Origin of the sequence: Microbacterium sp. NFH-22A-Y (assembly GCF_021401375.1) — a bacterium.
GTDB classification, from domain to species: domain Bacteria; phylum Actinomycetota; class Actinomycetes; order Actinomycetales; family Microbacteriaceae; genus Microbacterium; species Microbacterium hominis.
The window spans coordinates 665,266-680,895 of the sequence record NZ_JACBGF010000003.1; the positions used below are offsets into that span (position 1 = coordinate 665,266).

At 71.2% G+C, this 15,630-nt stretch carries 15 protein-coding genes; 3 read left to right on the forward strand and 12 right to left on the reverse strand.

The features are described 5' to 3' along the window. Positions 1-3: 3 nt before the first annotated feature. On the reverse strand, positions 4-1,410 hold the full coding sequence (gene murC / locus L0965_RS14225; RefSeq protein ID WP_060958749.1) for a UDP-N-acetylmuramate--L-alanine ligase: 1,407 nt from the start codon (positions 1,408-1,410) through the stop codon (positions 4-6). 104 nt (positions 1,411-1,514) lie between these two features. Between murC and L0965_RS14230 the strand changes: the two genes are divergently transcribed. Beyond that, a complete protein-coding gene (locus L0965_RS14230) occupies positions 1,515-1,886 on the forward strand; it encodes a GntR family transcriptional regulator (protein WP_101306480.1) in 372 nt (123 codons plus the stop codon). 71 nt (positions 1,887-1,957) lie between these two features. Here the strand turns inward: L0965_RS14230 and L0965_RS14235 are convergent, their stop codons facing one another. The 10 genes from L0965_RS14235 to L0965_RS14280 all read right to left on the reverse strand — a co-directional run bounded on the left by L0965_RS14235 (position 1,958) and on the right by L0965_RS14280 (position 12,940). Next, positions 1,958-3,052, reverse strand: a complete 1,095-nt coding sequence (locus L0965_RS14235) for a glycosyltransferase (RefSeq protein WP_101306481.1) — start codon at positions 3,050-3,052, stop codon at positions 1,958-1,960. Between the two features lie 27 nt (positions 3,053-3,079). Continuing rightward, complete coding sequence (ftsW, locus tag L0965_RS14240; RefSeq protein WP_101306482.1) at positions 3,080-4,330, reverse strand: putative lipid II flippase FtsW; 1,251 nt, start codon at positions 4,328-4,330, stop codon at positions 3,080-3,082. Then, positions 4,293-5,897: a UDP-N-acetylmuramoyl-L-alanine--D-glutamate ligase gene (gene murD / locus L0965_RS14245; protein ID WP_101306483.1), complete on the reverse strand. Its 1,605-nt coding sequence runs from the start codon at positions 5,895-5,897 to the stop codon at positions 4,293-4,295. Before murD ends, ftsW begins: the two co-directional genes overlap by 38 nt. After that, positions 5,879-6,988 (reverse strand): phospho-N-acetylmuramoyl-pentapeptide-transferase, encoded by a 1,110-nt coding sequence (mraY, locus tag L0965_RS14250; RefSeq protein WP_101306484.1) that lies wholly within the window; start codon positions 6,986-6,988, stop codon positions 5,879-5,881. The genes murD and mraY overlap by 19 nt, the downstream gene beginning before the upstream one ends. Then, entirely contained in the window at positions 6,985-8,397 is a 1,413-nt protein-coding gene (murF, locus tag L0965_RS14255) for a UDP-N-acetylmuramoyl-tripeptide--D-alanyl-D-alanine ligase (protein ID WP_101306485.1), read from the reverse strand. The genes mraY and murF overlap by 4 nt, the downstream gene beginning before the upstream one ends. A gap of 40 nt (positions 8,398-8,437) precedes the next feature. Then, positions 8,438-10,249 (reverse strand): penicillin-binding protein 2, encoded by a 1,812-nt coding sequence (locus tag L0965_RS14260; protein ID WP_060958756.1) that lies wholly within the window; start codon positions 10,247-10,249, stop codon positions 8,438-8,440. A gap of 4 nt (positions 10,250-10,253) precedes the next feature. After that, positions 10,254-10,856 (reverse strand): hypothetical protein, encoded by a 603-nt coding sequence (locus L0965_RS14265; protein ID WP_101306486.1) that lies wholly within the window; start codon positions 10,854-10,856, stop codon positions 10,254-10,256. Further along, complete coding sequence (rsmH, locus tag L0965_RS14270; protein ID WP_101306487.1) at positions 10,853-11,812, reverse strand: 16S rRNA (cytosine(1402)-N(4))-methyltransferase RsmH; 960 nt, start codon at positions 11,810-11,812, stop codon at positions 10,853-10,855. The genes L0965_RS14265 and rsmH overlap by 4 nt, the downstream gene beginning before the upstream one ends. A 99-nt stretch (positions 11,813-11,911) precedes the next feature. Next, positions 11,912-12,343 (reverse strand): division/cell wall cluster transcriptional repressor MraZ, encoded by a 432-nt coding sequence (gene mraZ / locus L0965_RS14275; RefSeq protein WP_060958759.1) that lies wholly within the window; start codon positions 12,341-12,343, stop codon positions 11,912-11,914. Positions 12,344-12,559: 216 nt separating this feature from the next. Then, complete coding sequence (locus tag L0965_RS14280; RefSeq protein ID WP_060958760.1) at positions 12,560-12,940, reverse strand: DUF3040 domain-containing protein; 381 nt, start codon at positions 12,938-12,940, stop codon at positions 12,560-12,562. Positions 12,941-13,019: 79 nt separating this feature from the next. On the opposite strand from L0965_RS14280, the gene L0965_RS14285 reads away from it, so the two are divergent. Continuing rightward, positions 13,020-14,108, forward strand: a complete 1,089-nt coding sequence (locus tag L0965_RS14285) for a polyprenyl synthetase family protein (protein WP_101306488.1) — start codon at positions 13,020-13,022, stop codon at positions 14,106-14,108. A gap of 37 nt (positions 14,109-14,145) precedes the next feature. Here the strand turns inward: L0965_RS14285 and L0965_RS14290 are convergent, their stop codons facing one another. Further along, positions 14,146-14,493, reverse strand: coding sequence for an Rv2175c family DNA-binding protein (locus tag L0965_RS14290; RefSeq protein WP_060958762.1), 348 nt, complete (start codon positions 14,491-14,493; stop codon positions 14,146-14,148). A gap of 142 nt (positions 14,494-14,635) precedes the next feature. Between L0965_RS14290 and L0965_RS14295 the strand changes: the two genes are divergently transcribed. Then, positions 14,636-15,601: a LysM domain-containing protein gene (locus L0965_RS14295; protein WP_232783910.1), complete on the forward strand. Its 966-nt coding sequence runs from the start codon at positions 14,636-14,638 to the stop codon at positions 15,599-15,601. Positions 15,602-15,630: the final 29 nt, after the last annotated feature.

Sequence of the window (15,630 nt, forward strand, 5' to 3'; positions counted from 1 at the left end):
CGGCTATGCCTCGGCCTTCGTCGCGGACAGCGCCCCGAGCACCTGAGGGATGATCTGGTACACGTTGCCGCAGCCGAGGGTGATGACGTAGTCGCCGGCGCGCGCCACCGTCGCGGTGTAGTCGGCCGCCGCCTGCCAGTCGGGGACGAAGTGCACCTTCGCGGGGTCGCGGAACGCGCCGCTGACGAGCTCGCCGGTCACGCCGGGCACGGGGTCCTCACGGGCACCGTACACATCGAGCATGACCGTGTGATCGGCGTACTGCTCGAGGACCTCGGCGAACTCGCGATACATCTCCTGCGTGCGCGAATACGTGTGCGGCTGCTGGATCGCGATGATGCGCCCCTCGCCGACGACGGTGCGCGCGGCCGCGAGCGCCGCGGCGACCTCGGTCGGATGGTGGGCGTAGTCGTCGTAGACGCTCACCCCGCGCTCCACGCCGTGCAGCTCGAACCTCCGGACGGTACCGCCGAATCCCTCCACCGCGCGCAGCGCCGGCTCGAGGGCGTATCCGAGCGTGAGGAGCACGGCGACCGCGCCCGCCGCGTTGATGGCGTTGTGGGCGCCCGGCACCGCCAGCCGGCCCGGAACGCTGACGCCGTCGTGCGTGAGGGTGAACGAGACCGGGCCGTCGGTCACGATGTCGCTGACGCGCACGTGGGCCGCGGCATCCTCGCCGAACGTCACCACCGTGGGGTGATCGAGCGCGGCCGCCACGCGGCGGGCGCCGGCGTCGTCGGCGGAGATGACGACCGCCTCGCGGGCCGCGTCGCCGAAGCGCACGAAGCCGTCGTAGAACGCGTCGCGCGACTCCCAGTGGTCGAGGTGATCGGGGTCGACGTTGGTGATGAGGGCGACGGAGGTGTCGTAGAGGAGGAACGTGCCGTCCGACTCGTCGGCCTCGATGACGAACAGCTCGTCGGATCCCGTCGCACTGGACACGCCGAGGTCGGCGATCACTCCCCCGTTGACGAACGTCGGCGCCGTGCCGAGCGCACGCAGCGCGGTGACGATCATGCCCGTGGACGTCGTCTTCCCGTGCGCGCCCGCGACGCTCACGAGGCGGCGGCCGCCGATGAGCCAGTGCAGGGCCTGCGAGCGGTGGATGACGTGGAGGCCGCGCTCCTTCGCGAGCAGGAACTCCGGGTTCTCGGGCCAGATCGCCCCGGTGTGGATGACGGTGTCGGCATCGTCGGGCAGGTGCGCCGCGTCGTGGCCGACGTGCACGTCGGCACCGCGCGCCGCGAGGGCGCGCAGGGCGGCGCCGTCGGCGCGGTCCGAGCCCGACACGCGTATGCCGCGGTCGAGGAACATGCCGGCGAGCCCGGACATGCCCGATCCGCCGATGCCGATGAAGTGCGCGGCGGAGATGTCCTCGGGAATGGGCAGGCTGAGATCGGGTCGAATCATGGCTCGACAAGTCTAGGTCGGCTCTCCCTGGGGGGATGCTGCGGCGCGCTGCGCGGCGGTCCGGGGCCTTGACTTATTGATACATTGCATGATACAAAAGCGGGATGCAGATGGTCATCGACCCGGCATCCCCCGTCCCGCCCTTCGAGCAGCTGCGCCGCCGGCTCATCGACGCGATCGACACGGGCGAGCTCGCTCCCGGGGCCCGACTGCCCACGGTGCGACGGCTGGCGGAGGACCTCGGCCTGGCGCCCGGCACCGTGGCACGCGCCTACCGTGAGCTGGAGGCCGCCGATGTGATCGAGACCCGGGGGCGCAACGGCACGTTCGTCGCTCCGCAGGGCGATGCGGCGCTGAAGGAGGCGCAACGCGCGGCATCCGCGTTCGCCGCGCAGATCCGCGCGCTCCGCCTCAATCCCGAGCAGGCCCTCGCCCTCGCCCGCGCCGCCCTCCGCGACGCGCCGTCGACCTCCTGACACGCGTTCGTCCGTCCCGTCCTGCCGCATCGCCGACGCGATACCGGCACGAGGGGACGGATGAGCGGCGGTCAGCGCAGCGCGCTGTCGAGCATCGCGATGACGTTGGCCGTGCCCGCCCGCGCCGCCGCGGAGCGTGAGGCGGCCGCCGTGCGCATCGCGCCGAGCGCGGCCCCGTCGCCCAGCAGGGGCACGATCTCGGTGCGCACCCGGTCGGCGGTGAACTCGGCATCCGGGATGATCCGTGCGGCGCCCGCCGCCACCGCGTCGGCGGCGTTGAGCGCCTGCTCGCCGTTGCCGACCGCGTAGGGCACGTATACGGCGGGAACACCGAGCGCCGACAGCTCGCTGACCGTCGCGGCACCGGCGCGCGACACGACGAGATCGGCCAGCGCGAGCGCCAGATCCATCCGGTCCAGGTACGGGACGACGCGGTAGTCGGGATGCCGCGGGTCGACGATCTCGTCGCGCTCCCCCGCCGCGTGCAGCAGCTGCCAGCCCGCGTCGACGATCGAGGACCACGCCTGGGCGAAGGCCTGGTTGAGTCGGCGGGCGCCGAGCGAGCCGCCGAAGACGAGGAGCACGGGCCGCGCCGGGTCGAGCCCGAAGGCCGCGGCGGCCTCCGCCCGTGCCGCGGCACGATCGAGCTCGACGATCTCGCGCCGCAACGGCATCCCCACCGTCTGCGCGCCGCGCAGCGGCGTCCCGGGGAAGACGGCGCCCACCGCGGCGGCGCGCCGGGCGCCGAGGATGTTGGCGAGGCCGGGGCGGGCGTTCGCCTCGTGGACCACGTACGGGATGCCCTCCCGCCGCGCCGCCACGTACGCCGGCGCCGACGCGTACCCGCCGAAGCCCGCGACGACATCGACCCGTCGCGTCCGCAGGCGCGCGCGCACCTGGCGGACGGCGCGCGTCCACGCGGCGGGGAAGCGCACGGCGGCGAGGTCGGGACGGCGCGGGAAGGGCACCTTGTCGACGAACAGCAGCTCGTAGCCGCGCTGGGGCACGAGGCGGGCCTCCAGCCCCTCCCTCGTGCCGAGGACGAGGACACGGGCCGCGGGGTCGCGCTCGCGCAGGCCGTCGGCGACGGCCAGGAGCGGGTTGACGTGGCCGGCGGTGCCCCCGCCGGCGAGCAGGTACGTCGTCGATTCCGGGGCGGTCGTCACCCGATCGAGCCTACCGTCGAGCCCCTGTCAGCGGCGGCCGGGGCGGCGCTCGGCGGGCAGCGCGACCGAGGGCGCCGGAGCGACCGGGAGCGTCCGGGCGAACGAGAGCAGCACGCCGCATCCGATCAGGACGGACAGCAGCGACGTTCCGCCCTGCGACATGAACGGAAGCGGCACGCCGAGCACGGGCGCCAGCCGCAGCACCACCGCGATGTTCAGCAGCGCCTGGCCGACGATCCAGACCGTGATGCCGCCGGCGACGATGCGGATGAACGGATCGTGCGTCTTGCGGATGATGTGGAACGCGCCGACGGCGAAGAGGGTGAACAGGGCGAGCACGACGAGGCATCCGATGAGCCCCAGCTCTTCGCCGAGGATCGCGAAGATGTAGTCGTTGGACTGGGCCGGCAGCCACCCGTACTTCTCGCGGGAGTTGCCGAGTCCGAGCCCGAAGATCCCCCCGTTGGCGAGGCCCCACACGCCGTGCAGCGGCTGGTAGCACGTGGTGTCGTAGCAGGAGAGCGTGTCGACGTCGAGGAAGCTCATGATCCGCGCCATGCGGTTCGGGCTGGTCACGGCGAACACGCCGGCCGCCCCCACGACGAGGATCAGCGGGATCAGGAAGATCCGGAGCTTGACGCCGGAGAAGAACAGACACGCGAGGAGGATCACCATGAGGATCATCGCCGTGCCGAGGTCGTGGCCGGCCATGACCGTCCCGATCACGAGGGCGCCGACCGGCACCACCGGGATGAAGACGTGCCGCCACAGGCCCAGGAGCGTCTGCTTGCGATAGAGGACGTACCCCAGCCACAGCGCGAGGGTCACCTTGAGGAACTCGGACGGCTGCGCCTGGAAGCCCGCGATCTGGATCCAGTTCTGGTTTCCGTCGTTGGCCACGCCGAGTCCCGGAACGAACACGAGCAGCTGGAACAGGGTCGCGAGGATGAGCCCCGGCCAGGCGACCCGTTTCCAGAAGGTCACCGGCAGCCGGCTCGCGACGAACATCAGCGGGATGCCGATGACGGCGAACACCGCCTGCTTCATCACGACCTCGAACGGGCTCTGGCCGCCGGCCAAGGCGGTCGCCATCGTCGCGGAGAGGACCATCGTCAGGCCGAATCCGGTCAGCAGCAGCGCCGTCGAAGCGATCAGCAGGAACTCGCTGGGGACGGGCGCGAAGACCCTCCCCAACGAGACGCGCGCGGCGAACCCGGTGGAGGCCGCGTCGTCGGCGCCGTCAGCGGCTGGACGGGTCGGCGGGGTCGTCGTGGTCATCGGCTCCCCCTGCGTCTGTCGTGCCGGTCTCGGTCGGTGTCTGCGTCGCCGCGTCGGGTGGCGTCCAGGCCTGTACGGCGCGGGCGAACCGGTGTCCACGGTCGGCGTACGAGTCGAATTGGTCGAAGGATGCCGCGGCGGGGGCGAGGAGGACCACGTCTCCGTCACGGGCGATCTCCGCCGCCGCTGCGACGACGTCCGCCATGACGTCTTCAGTCTGTGCGTGGTCCACTTCGAAGACGGGAATGGTCGGCGCGTGTCGCGCGAACGCCTCGGTGATCGGCGACCGCTCGACCCCGATCACGATGACCGCCTTCACGCCCGGGCCGCGCGCCGCGATCAGCTCGCCGATGTCGACGCCCTTCAGGTCGCCGCCGACGATCCACACGGCGCCGGGGAACGCCGCGAGCGACGACGCGGCGGCGTGGGGGTTGGTCGCCTTCGAGTCGTCGATCCAGGTGATGCCGCCGACCGTCGCGACCACTTCGATGCGGTGCGCGTCCAGGCGGAAGGCGCGCAGAGCGGAGGCGATGTCCGCGGGGGCGACGTCGAGCGACCGCGCGAGCGCCGCCGCGGCCAGGATGTTGGCGACGACGTGCGGCGCCGCCAGCCCGTGCGCGGCGAGTTCGCCGACCGTGGTCAGCTCCAGCGCGCTCGTGCGACGGTCGTCGAGGAACGCGCGGTCGACCAGGATGCCGTCGACGATGCCCAGATCGCTCGGGCCGGGCACACCGAGGTCGAAACCGATGGCGCGGCATCCGTCGACGACGTCGGCCTCCTCCACCATGACGCGGGTCGCGACGTCGGACTTGTTGTAGACGCAGGCCACGCGCGTGTGCTGGTAGACGACCGCCTTCGCGTCGCGGTACGCGGCGAACGACCCGTGCCACTGCAGGTGGTCGTCGGCGAGGTTGAGGCACACGCTCGCGTGCGGGGAGACGGGCTGCGTGCCCTCCTGCAGCGAGAGGTACCAGAGCTGGTGGCTCGACAGCTCGACGACCAGCGCGTCGAACCCGCCGGGATCGCGCACCGCATCGAGGATCGGGACGCCGATGTTGCCGCACGGGGCGGCGCGCAGCCCTCCCGCGACGAGCATCGATGCCGTGAGCTGCGTGGTCGTCGTCTTGCCGTTGGTCCCCGTGATGAGCAGCCACTCGGCGGGGGTGCCGTCGGGCCGCACGACCTTGTCGCGCACGCGCCAGGCCAGCTCGATGTCGCCCCACAGCGCGATGCCGTTCGCGCGGGTCCACGCGACGATCGGGTGGTGGGGCGCGAAGCCGGGCGAGGCGATGACGACCTCGGGTGCGAACTCGACGAGGGCATCCGGCACGGAGCCCAGCGATCCGAGGTGCATGCGTGCGCCGATGACGGGCAGCAGCCGTGCGTACTCCTCCGCGGCGGTCTCGCTCAGCACGAGCACGTCGGCGCCGAGCTCGGCGAGCGTGTCGGCGACGGAGAAACCGGTCACCGACAGGCCGAGCACGGCGACACGCAGCCCGCGCCAGTCCGCGTGCCAGCTGCGCAGCGCATCCAGGTCGCGCACCCCGCTCACAGCGCCGAGAGCCATTCGACGTAGAAGAGCGCGACGCCGGTGACGGCGAGCATGCCGGCGATGATCCACATCCGCACGACGATCGTGATCTCGGGCCAGCCGCGCATCTCGAGGTGGTGGTGGAACGGACTCATCAGGAAGAGGCGTTTGCCGCCCGTGGCCTTGAAGTAGATGCGCTGCAGGATGACCGAGCCCGGGCCGATGATGAAGACGCCGGCGATGATGACCGACAGCAGCTCGGTGCGCGAGAGGATCGCCATCGCGGCGATCACGCCGCCGATCGCCATCGAGCCCACGTCGCCCATGAAGATCTTCGCCTTCGGCGCGTTCCACCACAGGAAGCCCACGAGAGCACCCACGAAGGATGCCGCGATGATCGTGAGATCCATCGGGTCGGGCGTCGGGTAGCAGCCGTTGACATACGCCGTGACGAGCGCCCCGCTCGCGCACCGCTGCTGGAACTGCCAGAACGTGACGAGGCTGAGGGCCGACACCGTGAAGATCCCGGATCCGGTCGCGAGGCCGTCCAGGCCGTCGGTCAGGTTGGTCGAGTTCGACCAGGCCACCGAGATGAAGGTGATCCACACGAGGTAGGCGATCCATCCGACGACGGCGCCGAGCGCGAGGAAGGACAGCATCGGGATGTCGCGGAAGAAGGAGATGTAGGGCGAGGCGGGCGTCTCCCCGCGGGCGTCGGGAAAGTTCAGCGCCATGATGCCGAACGGCACCGCGACCAGCACCTGGCCGACGATCTTGCGCCACCCGGACAGACCGAGGCTGCGCTGCTGACGGACCTTCATGAAATCGTCGATGAAGCCGACCACGCCGAAGCCGACCATCATCCAGATGACCAGCAGACCGGAGATCGACGGCGGCGCTCCGCCGGTCAGCGTGCCGACGAAGTAGCCCACGATCGAGCCGACGATGAACACGATCCCGCCCATCGTGGGCGTGCCGCGCTTGGTCTGATGGCTCGGGTTGTTCACGTTCTCCGGCGTGCGGATGACCTGACCCCAGCCGAGCTTCTCGAACAGCCGGATGAACAGCGGTGTGAGAAAGAGCGTGAACGCCAGGGAGATCGTCGCAGCCGCCAGCAGGGATCTCACGAGAACGATTCTCCCAGACGATCGCCGAGGTGCCGGAGCCCGGCGGAGTTCGACGACTTCACCAGCACGCGATCGCCGTCGCGCAGCTCGTGGAGGAGGTAGTCGAACGCCTCGTCGGCGGTCTCGAAGAAGACGGCCTCCCCGTCCCACGACCCCTCGCCGACGGCGGCGAGGAAGAGGCGGCGCGCGTCGCGCCCCACCACGACGATGCGCTCGATGCGCAGCCGCACGGCGAGCAGACCGACGCGGTCGTGCTCCTCGCCGGCGAACTCGCCGAGCTCGCTCATGGCACCGAGGACGGCGACCTTCCGCTCGCCCGGGCCCGCGATCTGCGCGAGCGTGCGCAGCGCGGCCGCCATCGAGTCGGGGCTCGCGTTGTAGGCGTCGTTGATGATGCGCACGCGGTCGGAGCCGAGCGGCTGCATCCGCCAGCGCTCCGCGATCTCGAGCGTCTCCAACCGCGCGATGGCGGACGGCAGCGGCACGCCGAGCTCGCGGGCGGCCGTCAGCGCGGCCAGCGCGTTCATGACGTGGTGCTCGCCGAGCACGCGGAGCCGGAGCGGGAAGCGCTCGTCCCCGGCCACGATCGTGCACGTCGTGCCGGCGGCCGTGACCTCGACGTCCTCGGCCCGGATCTCCGCGGCGGCGCCGCGACCGAACCAGCGGACCTCGACGTCGCGCGACGCGGCGACGGCCGCCATCGTGACGACGCGAGCGTCGTCCGCGTTCAGCACCGCGACACCGCCGGGGCGGACCGCCTCGACCAGCTCGGTCTTCGCCTTCAGTGTCTCCTCGACGCCGCCGAAGCCGCCCGCGTGGGCCAGGCCCACCATCAGCACGACACCCACGTCCGGGGAGACCAGACCGGCCAGACGCGCGATCTCGCCGGGTCCGGAGGCGCCGAACTCGCTGACGAGGAAGCGGGTCTGCGCGCGGACGCGCAGCATCGTCAGCGGCGCGCCGACCTCGTTGTTGAACGAGCCGCGCGGCGCGACGGTGTCGCCCTCGTCCTGCAGGATGCGCGCCAGCATGTTCTTGGTGGTGGTCTTGCCGTTCGAGCCGGTGATGCCGACGATCCGCAGCTCCCCGCCCGCGCGGACGGAGGCCACGACCACCCTCGCGAGGTCGGAGAGGGCCGCGACGGCATCCGGGACGACGATCTGGCTGACGGGCGCGTCGACGCGTCGCTCCACGATCGCCAGCACCGCACCGGCCTCGACGGCGGCCTCGACGAAGTGGTGGCCGTCGGTGACCTCGCCGGGTTTCGCGACGAAGATGTCACCCGCCCCGATCATGCGGGAGTCGGTGTCGACGTCGCCGTCGACGAACGTCTCGGGAGTGTCGTGGTGTGCCGGGTGCAGAGTTCCCGTCACGGCGGCGGCCACCTCGGCCAGCGTCATCCGGATCATAGGGTTGGTTCCTCACGCGCGGTGGCGCGTCGCGGTCTCGTCATTGTGTCACGGGCAGCAGAGGGGTGTCCGAGCCCGAGGGCATGACGCGGTAGTGCGTGAGCACCTGCGTCATGGCCTTCTTGAAGACGGAGCGGTTGGCCGAGGACATGGTGTTGGTCTTCGGCTCGTTGAACAGGGTCAAGACAACGTACTGCGGATCGTCCGCCGGGGCGTAACCGGCCAGGGACGTCATGTAGAGGTTGTCCTTGTAGCCGCCGTTGCCGTCGGGCACCTGCGCGGTACCGGTCTTGACCGCGAGCCGGTAGCCGGGGATGCGGATGTCGTCGGCGAGCGTCCCCTGTGCGTAGACGTTCTCGAGCATCTGCGAGACCTCGGCGGCGGTCTCCGGCTTGATGACCTGGACGGGGTCGGGCAGATCCGGTGTCACGACCGTGCCGTCGGGCTTGGTGCACGACTCCACGAGCTGGGCCGGCATCCGCACGCCGCCGTTCGCGATCGTCTGGAAGAGGCTCGTGACCTGGGTCGGGGTGACCGTGAAGGCCTGACCGAACGTCGTCGTGTAATAGGTCTGGTTGTCCCACGTCGACGGGTCGCGGATCTCGCCGCTCGGCTCCGCCGACCAGTCGAGCGCGGTGCCGCCGCCGACGCCGAACTTCTTCAGGTAGTCGTAGCGGACCTCGGGGCTCACGAGCGAGCCGAACTGCGACATCGCCACGTTGGACGACTCCACCAGCCCGCCGGTCAGCGTGAGGTTCTGCGTCGGGTGGCTCTCCGAGTCGTTGATCACGGCACCGTTGGGGAACCGGATCCGATCGGGCGTCTCGACGGTGGATGTCGGGCTCAGGCCGGCCTGCTCGATCGCGGTCGCGGCCGTGACGGGCTTGAACGTCGACCCGGGCTCGTACGACACGCGCAGCAGGCGCGACCCGCGGTTGTCGGGGTCGGAGGCGCCGGGGTCGTTGGGGTCCACGGTGTTGGTCTCCGCGAGCGCGCGGATCTTGCCGGTCTTGGCCTCCATGACGATGATGCCGCCCCAGTCGGCCTGGTAGCGCGCCGTCTCCTCGGAGATCAGCTGCTGCATGAACCACTGCAGGTCGCTGTCGATCGTCAGCTTCAGCGTGCCGCCGTTGACCGCGGGGTCCTCGACCTCGGTGCCGGGGATGATGACCCCGTCGGCCCCGCGCTGATACGTGAGGGTGCCGTTGGTGGCCTGCAGACACGAGTCCTGCAACGACTCGAGCCCTTCCAGGGGGGTGCCGTCCGAGCCGACGAACCCGATGAGGTTTCCGGCGACGGCGCCGTCGGGGTAGGTGCGGGCGGGGTGGAGCGGGAAGGTGAGGAACGGCAGCTTCAGCTCGGCGAGCGCCCGGTACTCCTCGGTGGAGACGTACCGCTTCACGTAGGCGAACCGGGAGCCCGCGTCGGCAGCGAGCGCGTCCGCGACGATCTTCTCCACGTCGGCGGCGGACTGGCCCGTGATCGCCGCGATCTTGGGCGCCACCTCGCTCCACGGGGTCATGACGTTCTTGCCGTCGTCGTCCTTGATCGTCCTGCCGTCGGCGTCGACCGTGGCGACGCCCTGCGCGGCGAGGAGCGGATCGATCTGCACGTCGTACAGCGTCGTGCTGCTGGCGAGGACGACGCCGTTGTCGTCGACGATCTCGCCGCGCGCGCCGTAGAGGGTGCTCTTGGCTCCGGTCGCGTACGCCTGCGAGTCGTCGATGTGCTCGCGCGCGTTGACGACCTGGATGTCGACGAGGCGCACGACGAAGGCGCAGAGCACCGCCAGGACGACGGCGAGGGCGACGACGGTGCGCCGACGAGGACTGCGGGTGGCTCGTGTCGTCATGAGATCAGTGTGTGGCGGGGGTCGGCAGACCGTCGGCGATGGCAGGGGGTGTCGGTGTATCGACGATCGCCTTGTCGACGACGGAGGTCGTGCCGCCGCCGAGGGTGGCGGCCGGATCGCCCACGAGCGGCTGACCGCTGACGAGGGCGTTGCCCACGGCCGCTTTGCTGAGGGCGTTGACGGCGCTGGCGCCGGTGAGACCGGCGGCGGTGCCGATGATCGCGTTGTCACTCAGACGCAGATAGGTCGGTGCCTGGCCGGTGACCATGCCGAGGGCCTCCGCATTCGCGGCGAGGTACTGCGGCGAGCTGAGACCCGCGAGGCTGTCCTGCAGCATCTGCTTCTGCCAGTCGAGGTCGCGCTGCTGGTCGCTCAGCGTCGACAGCTCGTACGACGACTGGGTCGTCAGGATCGACAAGCCCATCTGGGCGCCTCCGATCAGCAGGGCGCCGGTCACCGCGATGATGCCGTAGACCAGACGCGGACGGCGGCGCGGCTGCGGCTGCTCCAGCGCCTGCAGCCGACGCGCGGGTTCGCGACGCGGCGCGGACGGCAGGGCGGGCAGCCCCGCGAAGGGGTCGAGTGTGCTCTCTGCGGACATGCTCATGCCGCCTCCCGGATGCGTTCGGCCGCGCGCAGGCGCACGGGGGTGGCACGCGGGTTGCGCGCCCTTTCGTCGTCGGAGGCGAGCTCCGCTCCCTTCACGACCAGTCGGAAGCGCGGGGCGTGCTCGGGCAGCTCGACGGGAAGTCCGGCGGGCGCGGTGGATGCCGTGGCATCCGCGAACACGCGCTTGACGAGCCGGTCCTCGAGCGACTGATAGCTCATGACCACGATGCGACCCCCGACGCGGAGGAGGTCGAGACCGGCCGGCAGGGCGCGCTCGAGCACCGACAGCTCGGCGTTCACCTCGATGCGAAGCGCCTGGAAGACCCGCTTGGCGGGATGCCCGCGCCCCTCGCGCTGCACCGCCACCGGCGTCGCGGCGACGAGCACGTCGACGAGCTGGCCGGAGCGCTCGATGGGAGCGACGCCGCGCGCCGCGATGATCGCGCGCGCGTAGCGGCCCGCGAGCTTCTCCTCCCCGTAGCGCTCGAAGATGCGCCGGAGATCGCCCTCCCCGTAGGTCGCGACGATGTCGGCGGCGGTCGTCCCGGAGGTCTGGTCCATCCGCATGTCGAGGGGGGCGTCCTGGGAGTACGCGAACCCGCGGTCGGCCTCGTCGAGCTGCAGCGAGGAGACGCCGAGGTCGAAGAGGATGCCGTCGACGCGGTCGACGCCGGCTCCGCGCACCGCCGCGGCGATCCCGTCGTACACCGTGTGCACGAGCGTCACACGGTCGCCGAAGCGCGCGAGCCGCTCCCCCGCGATGCGCAGGGCGTCGGTGTCGCGGTCGAGGCCGATCAGTCGGACGTCGGGGAAGCGCTCCAGCAGGGCCTCGGAGTGGCCGCCCATGCCCTCGGTCGCGTCGACCAGCACGGCATCGGGCCGCTGCAGCGCCGGGGCGAGCAGCTCGACGCAGCGCTCGAGCAGGACGGGGGTGTGGATCTCGGAGTAGCTCATGATTCTTCGGGTCGGTGGTCCGGAGTCGTGATCCCCATCCGCCTGACCTGACACCGGGGAAGTGCGTCAGGGCGTGCGGCTGGGAGTCACGGCCACGGCTCAGAAGAGGCCCGGGATCACCTCCTGCTCCATGTCCGAGTAGCTGTCCTCGTTGCTGTCGGCGTAGGCGTTCCACGCCTCCGCGTCCCAGATCTCCGCGTGGGCGCCCACACCGGTGACGATCAGTTCGCGGCCGAGGTTGGCGTAGGCGCGCAGGTGCGGCGGGATGGTGATGCGGCTCTGGCTGTCGGGCTTCTCGTCGCTCGCGCCCGAGAGGAACATGCGCTGGAAGTCACGCGACTGCTTGTTCGTCAGCGGTGCCTCGCGGATCTTCTCGTAGACCCGCTCGAACTCCTTCGTGCTGAACACGTAGAGGCAGCGCTCCTGACCGCGGGTGACCACGACACCGTCGCCCAGGTCGGTGCGGAACTTGGCCGGCAGGATGACGCGGCCCTTCTCGTCCAGCTTGGGGGTGTAGGTGCCCAACAGCATCGACCACTCCCCCTTCCTCCGGCCCGATCCAGGTGCGCACCACTTTACTCCACTTTCCTCCACCTGACTATGGTTTCGTGGGCGCAGCGCTCCCCCGGCGCTCCCCGGCGTCCTCTGACGGCGGGGAGCGTCGCGCAGCGGGCCGCGAAAACAAGAAAGCACCGGCCCGATGGGCCGGTGCTTTCTTCTCGTCGCCGAAGCGACGTCAGCTAGGGGTCAGGCGCCGTCTTGGCGGCGGTCCCAACGATCGTTCATGCGATCCATGAAGGAGGACGAGGATGCTGCGCCGGACGTCTTGCGCTGACCCTTGGGCTCTCCCGCCGGGCGCACCGCGGCGATGCCCTTGGCCGGGGTCGCCGCGAGGACCACGCCGGCGACCATCACGAGGAAGGCGACGACGCCGATGGCGATGATCCCGGACGAGACGCCGGCGATCAGCCCCCCGAGACCGACGAGCACCAGGACGGTGCCGTAGACGATGTTGCGATAGCTGAGGGAACGGCCGTCTCGAGACGCGCTGACCACATCTGCGTCCTTGTTCATGAGATGGCGCTCCATCTCATCGAGCAGACGCTGCTCCTGCTCTGACAGCGGCATGCTGCCCCCTCCTCGCCGTTTCGGACCGGCATCGTGTGCGGTCGATTGTACGCGTGCAGTCGAGAACTAGGCTAGGCCCGTGGACGCTTCCCTCGACCCGATAGAGCCGGTTTCTCAGCGACTGGGAAGGTTCGTCGAGGCGCAGCGGTCGTCATGGGCCGATGCGGGCCGTGAGACGCAGCTGTTCCTGGACGCCGCGGCCCGCACTCTGGAGGGCGGCAAGCGGCTGCGCGCGCGCTTCTGCGTGACGGGATGGCAGGCCGTCGCCGAGGCGAGGGGTCCCGTCGCCGCCGCCCCCGACAGCGTCCTCGACGCCGCCGCCGCCCTGGAGATCTTCCATGCGGCCGCGCTCGTCCACGACGACATCATCGACAACTCCGACACGCGCCGCGGCCAGCCGGCGGCGCATCGCGGACTGGAAGCCGCCCATGCCCGCGCGGGCTGGGCGGGCGACGCCGCGGCCTTCGGCCGCTCGGCCGCCGTCCTGCTCGGAGACCTCCTCGTGGCATGGAGCGACGACCTGCTCGAGCAGGGGCTGCGGGCGGCCGAACACGCGGCATCCGCTCGCGAGGTCTACGCCCTGATGCGTCGCGAGGTCACCGTCGGGCAGTTCCTCGACATCGCGGAGGAGGCCGCCTTCACGACCGCACCCGATGCGGAGCACGCCGAGCGGGCGTTGCGGGTCGCCTCGCTCAAGTCGGCCCGCTACAGCATCCAGCATCCGCTTCTGCTCGGGGCTGCGCTCGCCGGCGGCGACGCGGCGCAGACGGCGGCGCTCGCGGCCTTCGGTCACCCGCTCGGTCTCGCCTTCCAACTGCGCGACGACGTGCTGGGCGTGTTCGGCGACAGCGCCGTCACGGGCAAGCCGTCGGGCGACGACCTGCGCGAGGGCAAGCGCACGCTGCTGATCGCCTACGCCCGCGAACGGCTCGACCGCCCGACGAAGCGACTCGTCGACGAGCTCATCGGCGATCCGGGGCTCGACGCCGCGCAGATCGCATCGTTGCAGCAGACGATCATCGACACCGGCGCCCTCGATCGCGTCGAGACGGCGATCTCCCACTACGCGGCGGAGGCCGACCGTGCACTGCGCGGCGCCCCCCTGTCGACGCCGGCGGTCGGAGCGCTCCGCGATCTCGCCCAGGCGGCGATCGCCCGTTCCTCGTGACGCGCGTCGCCCGGCGCACCGGGCGGCGACGGCGGCGTCAGGCGAGCGTCTGAGCGACCCGACGCACCTCGCTCTTGCGCCCCTGACGAAGCGCGGAGATGGGAGCCTGTCCGATCGACTCCTCCTCGGCGAGCAGCCAGTCGATCACCTCGTCGTCGCTGAACCCCGCATCCTGCAGCACGATGATCGTGCCGCGGAGGGCGGAGAGGGGTCGGCCCTCGGCGATGAAGATCTCCGGCACCGCGAACGCACCGCCGCGGCGAGAGCCGACGAGGTGCTTCTCGTCGAGGAGGCGGCGAACACGACCGAGCGGTTCGCCGAGGACCTCGACGAGTTCGGGGAGAGTGAGCCAGCCGGTGGACGCGGGGACGATGTCGTCGGTCACCCCTCCACTATCGCATCCCCCGCGCCCGACGTCGGCCCCCTGTGCGAATCACACTGGTCACAAACGTCACAGCAGCCACTCCTTATAGCACCAGTTGACACGACTTGCCTTCCGTGACACGGTGACGTGGGTGAGAACACACGTGCACACCGCTTCCGCCGGCTTCCTCGGCACGCTCGGCACGCTCGCGCTCGCACTGAGCACGACGCCCGCGGCCGCGGCCGAGAACCGCGCCGCCGCCGAGCGCCATCCCGTCGTCGACCTCCGCGCACGCACCGCCGCGCCGTCACCCGACACCTACACCGTGCAGGACGGCGACACCCTCTGGGACATCGCCCGCACGCACGGCGTCGATCTCGGGAGCCTGCGCGCGGCGAACGGGCTGCAGGACTCCTCGCTGATCCACGCGGGACTCGTGCTGGTGCTGCCCTCCGAGGGCGCCGCGTCCGCCACCGCGGCCCCCGCGGCTCCCGCCGCACCCGCGCCCGCGCCCGCCGCGGCGTACGAGGTCGGCGCCGGCGACACCCTCTGGGCGATCGCCGAGGCGCACGGACTCACGCTCGACGCCCTCCTCGGCGCCAACGGCCTCACGCGCGACGCCATCATCTACCCGGGCCAGGTGCTCTCGCTGCCGGCGGCTGAGCTGGTCGCGACGCTCGCCGCCGTCGAGGCGCCCGCACCGGCCACGTCGGCGGTCACCGGCCTCGATGCCGAGCAGACCGAAAACGCCCGCATCATCATCGAGGTGGGCCGATCGCTCGGCGTGCCCGACCGCGGCATCGCGATCGCGCTGGCCACCGCGATGGTCGAGTCCTGGATCCGCAATCTCGACTGGGGCGACCGCGACTCGCTCGGCCTGTTCCAGCAGCGTCCGAGCACGGGCTGGGGCACTCCCGACGAGGTGCGCGACCCGCACCGTTCCGCCGAGGCGTTCTTCACCGGGGTCTCCGGCCCCGACGGCATGCTGACGCGCGGACTCCTCGACGTCCCGGGATGGGAGTCGATGGACTTCGGCGCGGCCGCCCAGGCCGTGCAGGTGTCGGCGTACCCCGAGCGCTACGGCCCGTGGGAGCAGGACGCCTACGCCTGGCTGGCTGCACTCGGCTGACCCCGGCGGCGTGCGCCGCACCCCCGTGG